This window comes from Domibacillus aminovorans (genome assembly GCF_001643235.1).
GTDB lineage: Bacteria > Bacillota > Bacilli > Bacillales > Domibacillaceae > Domibacillus > Domibacillus aminovorans.
Genome location: NZ_LQWY01000018.1, coordinates 23,527 through 33,327, shown reverse-complemented (window position 1 = coordinate 33,327; position 9,801 = coordinate 23,527). Strand labels below are relative to the sequence as shown.

At 39.1% G+C, this 9,801-nt stretch carries 10 protein-coding genes and 1 pseudogene; 2 read left to right on the top strand and 9 right to left on the bottom strand.

The window, feature by feature from the left end; genetic code table 11:
• Together AWH49_RS19690 and AWH49_RS08370 are read right to left on the bottom strand one after the other, a co-directional pair.
• Positions 1 to 128: pseudogene (locus AWH49_RS19690) on the bottom strand (IS256 family transposase); the annotation flags it as partial.
• Positions 129 to 200: 72 nt separating this feature from the next.
• Complete coding sequence (locus AWH49_RS08370; protein WP_063965316.1) at positions 201 to 431, bottom strand: hypothetical protein; 231 nt, start codon at positions 429 to 431, stop codon at positions 201 to 203.
• Between the two features lie 82 nt (positions 432 to 513).
• Between AWH49_RS08370 and zwf the strand changes: the two genes are divergently transcribed.
• Both zwf and gnd read left to right on the top strand, forming a co-directional pair.
• A complete protein-coding gene (gene zwf, locus AWH49_RS08365) occupies positions 514 to 2,034 on the top strand; it encodes a glucose-6-phosphate dehydrogenase (protein ID WP_244886784.1) in 1,521 nt (506 codons plus the stop codon).
• A gap of 84 nt (positions 2,035 to 2,118) precedes the next feature.
• On the top strand, positions 2,119 to 3,039 hold the full coding sequence (gnd, locus tag AWH49_RS08360; protein WP_063965315.1) for a phosphogluconate dehydrogenase (NAD(+)-dependent, decarboxylating): 921 nt from the start codon (positions 2,119 to 2,121) through the stop codon (positions 3,037 to 3,039).
• A gap of 152 nt (positions 3,040 to 3,191) precedes the next feature.
• Here the strand turns inward: gnd and AWH49_RS20955 are convergent, their stop codons facing one another.
• The 7 genes from AWH49_RS20955 to fba form a co-directional block, all read right to left on the bottom strand.
• Complete coding sequence (locus AWH49_RS20955; RefSeq protein ID WP_081897930.1) at positions 3,192 to 3,335, bottom strand: GapA-binding peptide SR1P; 144 nt, start codon at positions 3,333 to 3,335, stop codon at positions 3,192 to 3,194.
• Between the two features lie 139 nt (positions 3,336 to 3,474).
• Complete coding sequence (locus AWH49_RS08355; protein ID WP_063965314.1) at positions 3,475 to 4,146, bottom strand: hypothetical protein; 672 nt, start codon at positions 4,144 to 4,146, stop codon at positions 3,475 to 3,477.
• Between the two features lie 3 nt (positions 4,147 to 4,149).
• The gene (locus tag AWH49_RS08350; RefSeq protein ID WP_063965313.1) at positions 4,150 to 4,836 is read right to left on the bottom strand and encodes a GNAT family N-acetyltransferase; all 687 of its coding nucleotides are present in this window, start codon (positions 4,834 to 4,836) and stop codon (positions 4,150 to 4,152) included.
• Positions 4,837 to 5,116: 280 nt separating this feature from the next.
• Positions 5,117 to 5,563, bottom strand: coding sequence for a ribose 5-phosphate isomerase B (rpiB, locus tag AWH49_RS08345; RefSeq protein ID WP_034285177.1), 447 nt, complete (start codon positions 5,561 to 5,563; stop codon positions 5,117 to 5,119).
• 101 nt (positions 5,564 to 5,664) lie between these two features.
• Positions 5,665 to 6,624, bottom strand: a complete 960-nt coding sequence (pfkA, locus tag AWH49_RS08340; RefSeq protein WP_034285178.1) for a 6-phosphofructokinase — start codon at positions 6,622 to 6,624, stop codon at positions 5,665 to 5,667.
• Between the two features lie 243 nt (positions 6,625 to 6,867).
• Positions 6,868 to 8,871, bottom strand: coding sequence for a transketolase (tkt, locus tag AWH49_RS08335; protein WP_063965312.1), 2,004 nt, complete (start codon positions 8,869 to 8,871; stop codon positions 6,868 to 6,870).
• Positions 8,872 to 8,909: 38 nt separating this feature from the next.
• Positions 8,910 to 9,773: a class II fructose-1,6-bisphosphate aldolase gene (gene fba, locus AWH49_RS08330; protein ID WP_018395806.1), complete on the bottom strand. Its 864-nt coding sequence runs from the start codon at positions 9,771 to 9,773 to the stop codon at positions 8,910 to 8,912.
• Between the last annotated feature and the right edge of the window lie 28 nt (positions 9,774 to 9,801).

Below are 9,801 nucleotides of genomic sequence, written 5' to 3'. Positions count from 1 at the left end.
TCTAAAAAGGCGGTTAATTCAGTCGCAAGCAGCGTGCTGACCGCTGTTTCTAAATGCGCACGGAATACTTCGGTAATATCTTGTTTTTTTACTAGAGCGTCGACAATATCTGTTGTAAACTGGTTCATAGGGAAGGCCTCTTTTCTGTGAATTGTCTTGTGGTGATTCAATTCTACAAGAAAAGGTGTTCCTGTTTCTGTTTATTCATTTACACAAGATATTTTACGCTCTCTATTACAATGTTCACACGTTAGGTTATTACTTTTTGTTTTCTTACTGAATTTGTAGCATTTCACGCAGTATACTTTATCTTCTTTTTCACCGATTTCTTTAGTTTGAATCTCTTCATCTGTAAAACCTGCTGCATAGGCAATTTTTTTAACATCCTGAACCATTGACCACGTTCCAGAAATAAACAGCTTTGTACCCATTAATTGTTTATCCAAGATGGATTGTATGTCTTCATCATTTACGCTTTTATACACATGATAAACTTGACAGGAGGGAAATTATATGAACAGTGTATCAGTTAGCCCTTTCGAGGAAAGCGCTGCCAAGATGACCATGAATGTGGACTCCATGACCTTCGTTCTATTCGGTGCGACAGGCGATTTGGCAAAAAGAAAAATTTTTCCTGCTCTTTATAATTTATATCTTGATAATAAATTGCCACGGACATTTTCAGTCATCGGTCTAGGGCGGAGAGCACTATCTAATGACACCTTTCAATCGCACGTGGAATCCTCAATTCGCACCTTTTCGAGACAATTAGGTAGCTCAGATTTGGAAATGGAAACATTTATTCGTTCCTTCCAATATAGCTCCTTAGATGTCACAGACAGCAACGGTTATGATAATTTGCTTGATCTCATTCAAAACCGCGAAAAAGAGTTAGGTATTCCAGAAAATCGAATGTTTTATTTGTCGGTAGCTCCTGAATTTATTAACGTAATTACATCGAATATTTCTAAAAGTGGACTAGGCTCAGTCAAAGGATGGAAACGACTTTTGATTGAAAAACCTTTCGGTCATGATTTATCCTCCGCCCAACAGCTAAATGCCATATTAAGCAACGCTTTTGAGGAAAAGGAAATTTATCGCATCGATCACTATCTTGGAAAACCAATGATCCAAAATTTAGAGACTTTAGAAGTTGCTAATCCGCTGCTACAGGCTGTTTGGAATAATCAGTTTATCGCCAACGTTCAGATTACAGCTAGTGAAACAGTTGGGGTCGAAGAGCGAGCCGGATATTATGATCAGGCCGGAGCCATTCGCGATATGGTTCAAAATCATATGCTACAAATTTTGATGATGACGGCTATGCACTTACCTAAACGATTCCTCTCAACTGAGGTTCAACAAGAGAAAACAAAAGTGATGGCATCTGTCCGACCTGTTTCCAAAAAAGAAGCCGTTGCACACATCGTTCGTGGTCAATACCGTTCAGGTGCGATTCAAGGATCACCTGTCATTGGCTACAAAGAAGAACCGGGGATCCTGCAAACCTCAACGAATGATACTTTTGTGGCGGCCCGTTTATGGATCGATGATCCATTTTGGCAAGACGTTCCATTCTACATCCGTACGGGTAAACGGATGAAAGAAAAGTCTACCCGTATTGTTATTGAACTCAAGAATCCATTGAAAGAGCTGTACTCAAAGCAACTGGAAGAAACCGCACCAAATCTATTAACGATTGAAATCAGCCCGAACGAGACGATTTCCTTACAATTAAACAATAAAAACCCGTTGAATAACGGAAAAATCGAGCCAATTACTATCGATTTTTCTGCCAATCATCAGCAGGAGCAGGTTCCTGAAGCCTATGAACAGATTTTACATGATGCACTACGTGGTGACGCAACTTTCTTTGCGCACTGGGAAGAAGTTGAGCTTTCGTGGGCTTGGATCCAGCCATTATTAGAGGCATTTGAAGAGAACGCTCTTCCTCTGCACCTTTATGAAGCAGGATCAATGGGACCAGAAGCTTCTGATCAATTGGTAGAAGAGGATGGATTTAAATGGTGGTAATAACGCTTAAATAATTCAATAATCTACTCGCACCACAGCTTTAAAAATTATTTTTATATAGTTACTAACAGGAGGTCACTTAGGATGAAAATTGGTTTAATCGGATTAGGTAAAATGGGATTAAATCTCGGTATGAACCTTATTGATAATAAACATGAGGTAGCGGGTTTTGATTTAAACGAAACTGCTGTTCAAGAACTAGTAAGTTATGGTGCTGAAGGGACAACTAATTTGCAAGAGCTTGTAAGTAAATTAGAGTCTCCTCGCGTTTTGTGGATTATGGTTCCTCACCAAGTTGTAGATAAAGTATTAGGACAAGTAAAACCTTTGCTTCAAGAAGGAGATATTGTTATTGAAGCAGGAAACTCTCATTATAAAGAATCAATTCGCCGGTATAACGATTTTAAAGACGCTGGTGTTTATTACCTGGACGCTGGTACTTCTGGTGGTATGAGTGGAGCTCGTAATGGTGCTTGCTATATGGTCGGTGGCGATAAAGAGGCTTGGAATATTGTTGAGCCAATTTTCCGTGATACAGCAGTAGAAAACGGATATCTTTACACTGGAGAAGCCGGTTCTGGTCATTATACTAAAATGGTACATAACGGCATTGAATATGGTATGATGGCTGCTATTGGTGAAGGGTTTGAAGTCCTTGCAGAATCGCAATATGATTTTGATTATGAAGCTGTTGCAAAACTATGGAATAATGGTTCTGTAATCCGCTCATGGTTAATGGAACTCACTGAAGATGCCTTCTCTAAAGATGAGAAACTAGATGGAATTCGTGGTGTTATGCACTCTTCAGGCGAAGGGAAATGGACTATTGAAGAGGCACTTAATTTACAAGTTGCAACACCGGTTATTACAGCTAGTCTAATGAGCCGCTATACTTCTTTGAAAGGCGATAACACTTTCACAGGTAAAGTAGTCGCTGCACTTCGTAATGAGTTTGGCGGTCATGCTGTAGAAAAAAAGACTGACAGTGTCACTAGTGGTGTGTAAGAGCTACATTTTAAAAGTAAGTTGACCCATTTATCACGATCATATGAAATTTCAATATAATATAATGTGCTTGTTTAATCTAAACACAACTACGAAAAAAAGATCGGCTTTTGCACGATCTTTTTTCGTAATTGTATAAATATACCTTACTCTTATTCCTCTAGTGATTGGCTATTTTCACACGATTCTTGCTTGCAGTCAGAATAATAGACAGTTACTTTTTCTGTAGGCATAGTGTCAATAAGCTCTCCACAATTTTTACAAATAATAGAACCTTTCGCTACATAATTTGACATTATACCCCAACCTTTCTGTTTTTAATCATTCCAATACTTTACAAGCAATGAGACATTTTTGCCTAAATCACTCATTCAATTGAAATAGTATGAACCATTTTGTTCAGCTCTGTCGTTTCAATTGAGGATTTTCACTGAATTACACCCTTGACAGCGCTATCATTTCCTGCTTCTCTAAATCTTCAACCATTGTAAACCATGATTTTGGTTTATTCGATAACACAGAATAATAACGTCTTAAAAACTTTACAACAAGCTCTGCCGGCAGTTCATCTGTATTTTTGGCCATTGGCATAAAGCAAAGATCTAATTCTGTCACGGCCTCTCCATCATTGTTCCATGATGGATGAACGTAAGGGAAATCCAGTCGTTTGTAACCAAGATGGGATAGCACTTCACGGCGAACGTAAGGGTTCATGGACTTTACGCCTCCAAATTCATGGTCCCCTATGCGGTAAGGATCATAAATTTCAGCAAACATTCCTTGCAATTCCTTGCCATTGTCCATAGCTACAGAGTTTAAGTCATCTAATCTCTTACTAGCTAAAAATGCACCTACACCAAGTCCATCTTTACCGATAATTGTAAAATCTGTCATAGCCACATTAAAGTCTTCATAATAACGATACTCTGTCGCTCCGACTACTTCTCCCCTATGAACGGCTACAAAGATGCGAATTCCAGGATCCTGCAAAGGTTCTTCCCACAATGAAAATTCTAATACTTCCTCCGGAGGAAAGACATCTTGCATAAGTTGATGCATTTGTTTAAATAAAGGATCTTTTATATTCGTAATTCTATAATACTCCATTTTTTATCGTTCTCCTGTCTCTATTGATGAATAAAATGGATTTTTCCATTCCATAAGTGCGGCAAAATTGCATGATTCTTCGTCTTCAAGGTAATTCTTAACCATTTGAACGGGTGTACGGCCACAGCGAAGTAAGAAGGTAATGACCGGATCACTCAATTCTCCTTTGACAACAGCATCAAGATATTCATCAGGCGTCATTTCATTCACCTTTTTGTGATATCCGGGGACTCGTCCACCTCCGAGAAGTCGATCTATTTTTTTCTCGACAACAACCTCATACATCGATTGCATTAGCCACTTTCCTAATCCTAACTTACGGTATAAAGGGCTAACCCCTATATCCACTACGTAAAGCGTGTTTCCCTTCGGATTATGGTTTCTAATATATCCATTATCCGTTATTTCTTCCCACGTATGTTCAGGATGGGCAGGATCAAAGTCAACTAGTAATCCAGTCATTGAACCTGCAATTCTCCCATCGACTTCGATGCATAAAGCACCCTCTGGGAATAAGGAAATGTGGTTTTGCAATTGTTCAACGTTCCACCACAATTCTGGCGGAAAAGGAGGTGGAAAGCTTTCCTGCTGAACCCTAATTAATCCATCAAAGTCCGGTTCTTTGTAGTTTCGAATCACTGCTGGGATCGGACGATTTTGTTCAAATACAAAAAACTCTTTTCGATACACTGTATCCCCCCTTATTTGTACGCAGAGTCAGTGTTTATAGATAGGACTGACTTTATATTGTATACTCTTAACTAGTTTTAATTATTAATTAAATAGGCACAATTAACAAGTACACACTTTATTTTTACATAGTGTTAAAAAGTATACTTATATAAATAGTCGATCTACTCCTAGATAAACATAGACTGCTGAAAACTAACTCAGCAGTCTGATTACTTTGTTATATTCATTTAATTACTCATATATACTTCATTTTGCTCTATTCATCTAGAGTGTAGTTTTATCCAAGATTGTTTTCATATTCTGTTATTTTACAGACTCGACTTTCGTGTCTGCCTCCTTCAAAAGGAGTCGTCAACCAGATTTCTGCAATAGCACGAGCTAATCCTGGACCAATGACACGTTCTCCCATTGCTAACATATTGGTATCATTATGTTCCCTTGTTGCTTTAGCGCTAAACATATCATGCACCAATGCACAACGAATTCCCTTTACTTTATTTGCTGCAATGCTCATCCCAATACCTGTCCCACAAATCAAAATTCCACGATCTACTTCTCCACTTGCTACTTTCTCAGCTACTGGAACGGCATAGTCTGGATAGTCAACAGATGTACTACACTCACATCCTAAATCCTCATACTCAATATTCATTTCTTCCAATAAGGCGATAATTTCTTGACGAATATTTACTCCCCCGTGATCTGAGGCAATTGCTACTTTCATTTTTTTTCCTCCTTTTATACTACGATTGTGTATCCATCACAACATGACTCTTCATCATATTTTTTATTGCTTCAACTCTAGTTGGACAAATTGTCTTTAAATTATATAGAAAGGCTTCTTGCTAGATCATAGGTGGACATATCAAGCGTACGCTTATACTGTAAAGCTTCCTCAAATGGTGTATGTACCAATTGTCCATTTCTTAATCCTACCATCACGCCTGCTATTCCATCAACAAGCAGATCCACAGCTTTTGCTCCCATTTGAGTGCTCATCATCCGGTCGTAAGCGCTAGGCGAACCTCCTCGTTGAAAATGCCCTAGGATCGTAACTTTTGTTTCAAATCCTGTTCTCTCTTCAATGACTTTTCCAATTTCGTCACCTTTTCCGACACCTTCAGCAACAACAATAATACTGTGCTTTTTGCCGCGCTTAGCTCCCCTTTGAACACGATCAATTACATCCTCTATGTCATCTATCGCTTCTGGAATAATAATAGACTCTGCTCCAGCACACATACCTGCCCACAAAGCAATGTCTCCTGCGTTTCTTCCCATAACCTCAATCACATACGTACGTTCATGAGAGGACGCAGTGTCACGAATTTTATCAATGGCATCCAGAGCCGTATTAACAGCGGTGTCAAATCCAATTGTATAATCCGTTCCAGAGATGTCATTATCAATAGTGCCTGGTATCCCAATGGCAGCAACACCTTGAGCATTTAATTTAGTTGCCCCTTGAAAAGAACCATCTCCACCGATGACAACCAAACCAGATATCCCTGCATTCTCCAATTGTTCTATGCCTTTTTTCTGGCCTTCTTCTGTCCTGAACTCATCACATCGTGTACTTTGTAAAATAGTTCCTCCTCGATGGAGGATATCTCCCACACTTTTAAAGTCCATTGGAATAAAATCCCCAGCAATTAGACCTTTATAACCGTTTTGCACCCCATACACATCTAAACCCTTAAAAATACCCCTTCTAACGACTGCTCGAATAGCAGTATTCATTCCTGGTGCATCTCCGCCACTCGTTAATACAGCAATTTTTTTCATCGCTAGTTTCCTCCATATTATATAAATCTCATGCGCTTGCCATAATGGATTTAACATAAGTAAATGTTTAAACATAACTTAATATTTTGTTTAAAAAAGGGCAGGTTCACCTATTGGTGAAGTCTGCCCAAAATCCATACCAGCTTATTTATTAAGCTATTTGAATTTGAATTCTAAGCCGTAAACGTTAGTATCGTTTGGCCCTTTCGTACTTAAATCAAATCGCTCATAATGCAACGAATTTTAACGTAATTTTTTAAAACGTTCAACCACATTTTCAACTGTAAAGCCGTATGCTTCAATGATCTTGTCATAAGGTGCCGAAGCGCCGAATTCATCAATAGCTAAGACGTCTCCGTCGTTACCAGCATACTTATTCCAGCCTAATGATGCACCCATTTCGATAGCAAGTCGTGCTGTTACATTTTTAGGAATAACCGTTTCTTTATACTCAGCTGTTTGTTTTTCAAAACGATCCCAACTTGGCAAACTAACAACAGAAACGTGAATTCCTTCTTCTGCCAACGCTTCTTGTGCTTTAACAGCTAAAGTAACTTCAGAACCAGCGGCTAATAACAAGCCTTCAACATCGCCTTTTGCTTCTGAGATGACATATCCACCCTTACTAACGCCTGCATATGCTGTTTCAGCATCAACAAGTGTAGGTAAATCTTGGCGTGTAAGAACAAGAACTGTTGGTTCGTCTTTACTTTCTAGAGCAAGTTTCCAAGCCGCAGCCGTTTCATTTGCTTCAGCAGGACGGATAGTAGAAAGTCCAGGCATTGCTCGTAAAGAAGCTAAATGCTCGATTGGCTCATGCGTAGGACCATCCTCACCTACAGCAATACTATCATGTGTAAATACATACGTTACCGGTACCTTCATTAAAGCTGAAAGACGAATAGCTGGACGTAAATAATCAGAGAATACAAAGAATGTAGCTCCAAATACTTTTACTCCTCCGTGAAGAGCCATACCATTGAGTGCAGCACCCATTCCAAATTCACGAACACCAAACCAGATATTACGACCGCCATAGTTTTCAGCGCTGAAATCAGATTCACCTTTAAGGTATGTTTTATTTGAAGAAGATAAATCAGCTGATCCCCCAAATAACTGAGGTACATTTTGAGCAAGACCATTTAATACATCACCGCTGGAAGTACGAGTAGCAAGCGTGTCTTCTCCTACACGGTAATTTGGAACATTGGCATCCCAGTTTTCAGGAAGATCTCCACTTATTGCGATCTTTAATTCTTTTGCAGCATCCGGATGAAGTTTTTCGTATCGAGCGAACAATTCGTTCCACTCTTGTTCTTTTTTCTCAGATGCTTCTTTAAGTTCAGCAAAATATGATTTTACCTCTTCTGGAATATAGAAGTCTTCTTCATAATTCCATCCGTACTGTTCTTTTACAAGTTTTATTTCGTCTTTACCTAGAGGTGAACCATGCGAATCAGACTTGCCACCTTTGTTTGGTGATCCATAACCGATTACTGTTCTAACCTCAATTAAAGTTGGCTGGTTTTCATTCGCTTTTGCTGCACTTAAAGCTTCTGCAACTGCTTTAGTATCATTTCCGTCCTCAACACGGAGTACTTGCCAACCGTATGCTTTAAAACGATCCTCAACGCTTTCACTAAATGACTTATTAAGTTTGCCATCAAGTGAAATATCATTTGAATCATATAGTACAATTAAACGTCCGAGCTGAAGGTGACCTGCTAATGAAGCTGCTTCTGCAGATACTCCCTCCATTAGATCACCATCACCACAAATGCTGTATGTGTAATGATCAATGACATTTAAATCATCAACATTATACGTAGTGGCTAAATGTCTTTCAGCCATTGCCATCCCAACAGCCATTGAGATACCTTGACCAAGTGGTCCAGTTGTAGCATCAACACCCGCCGTATGTCCGAATTCAGGATGTCCTGGTGTTTTACTGCCCCATTGACGGAATTGTTTTAACTCTTCCAATGATAAATCATGGCCTGTCAAATGCAGCAAGCTGTATAGCAACATTGAACCATGACCTGCAGATAACGTAAAACGGTCACGGTTAAACCAATTCGGATTACTAGGATTATAGTTCATAAACTGTGTCCATAGAGTGTGAGCCATTGGAGCAGCACCCATTGGCATACCCGGGTGACCGGAATTTGCTTTTTCAATTGCATCGATTGAGAGGGTTCTAATCGTATTAATAGAAAGTTGTTCTACATTTACTTTTTGTTCAATCATCTTTTTTCCCCTATCTCTTCATAGATTACTTTTATTAATTAAGCTTTACCTGCAGAACCAAATTCACGCATTTTTCCACGAACTGTTTCTTTAATCGCATCGCGAGCTGGGCCGAGGAATTTACGTGGATCGTATACTTCACCATCGTTATTCAACACGTCACGAACAGCTTGAGTAGAAGAAATTTGGCTTTCTGTATTTACGTTAATTTTCGCTGATCCAAGCGAAATGGCTTTTTTAATGTCTTTTGTTGGGATACCTGTTCCACCATGAAGTACGAGAGGTACACCTGTTAGTTCCATTACTTCTTTCATACGATCAAATCCAAGGTTAGGTTCACCTTTATACGGGCCATGTACAGAACCTAATGCAGGTGCAAAACAGTCTACGCCTGTTTCACGAACCAATTGATCACACTCTGAAGGGATCGCATAAAATGCATCTGCTGCATCTACAGTAAGATCATCTTCTTGTCCGCCGATACGACCAAGTTCTGCTTCAACAGATACACCAACAGCATGTGCAATTTGTACAACACGTTTAGTAAGTTCGATATTTTCTTCAAGTGGATGATGAGAACCATCGATCATGACAGATGTAAATCCAGCATGGATAGCTTGTACACATTTTTCAAGGCTAGAGCCGTGGTCAAGATGAATAGCTACAGGAACTGTTACATTATATTCTTCCATCAATTCTTTTACCATTGTCACGATTAATTTAAAACCGCCCATGTACTTAGCAGCACCTTCGGATACTCCAAGAATAACCGGCGAGTTTTCTTCTTGTGCAGCTTGTAAAATCGCTTGAGTAAACTCAAGGTTATTAATATTAAACTGTCCTACGGCATATCCTTCTTCTTTTCCTTTAATTAACATTTCTTTCATTGATACTAATGGCATATGATTCTCTCCTTTTTATATGGTATTT

What these genes read in the sequence shown, in the direction of transcription:
- AWH49_RS08370 (WP_063965316.1), bottom strand. Translation starts at nt 431, where the DNA reads ATGGGTACAAAGCTGTTTATTTCTGGAACGTGGTCAATGGTTCAGGAT.
- zwf (WP_244886784.1), top strand. Translation starts at nt 514, where the DNA reads ATGAACAGTGTATCAGTTAGCCCTTTCGAGGAAAGCGCTGCCAAGATG.
- gnd (WP_063965315.1), top strand. Translation starts at nt 2,119, where the DNA reads ATGAAAATTGGTTTAATCGGATTAGGTAAAATGGGATTAAATCTCGGT.
- AWH49_RS20955 (WP_081897930.1), bottom strand. Translation starts at nt 3,335, where the DNA reads ATGTCAAATTATGTAGCGAAAGGTTCTATTATTTGTAAAAATTGTGGA.
- AWH49_RS08355 (WP_063965314.1), bottom strand. Translation starts at nt 4,146, where the DNA reads ATGGAGTATTATAGAATTACGAATATAAAAGATCCTTTATTTAAACAA.
- rpiB (WP_034285177.1), bottom strand. Translation starts at nt 5,563, where the DNA reads ATGAAAGTAGCAATTGCCTCAGATCACGGGGGAGTAAATATTCGTCAA.
- pfkA (WP_034285178.1), bottom strand. Translation starts at nt 6,624, where the DNA reads ATGAAAAAAATTGCTGTATTAACGAGTGGCGGAGATGCACCAGGAATG.
- tkt (WP_063965312.1), bottom strand. Translation starts at nt 8,871, where the DNA reads ATGATTGAACAAAAAGTAAATGTAGAACAACTTTCTATTAATACGATT.
- fba (WP_018395806.1), bottom strand. Translation starts at nt 9,773, where the DNA reads ATGCCATTAGTATCAATGAAAGAAATGTTAATTAAAGGAAAAGAAGAA.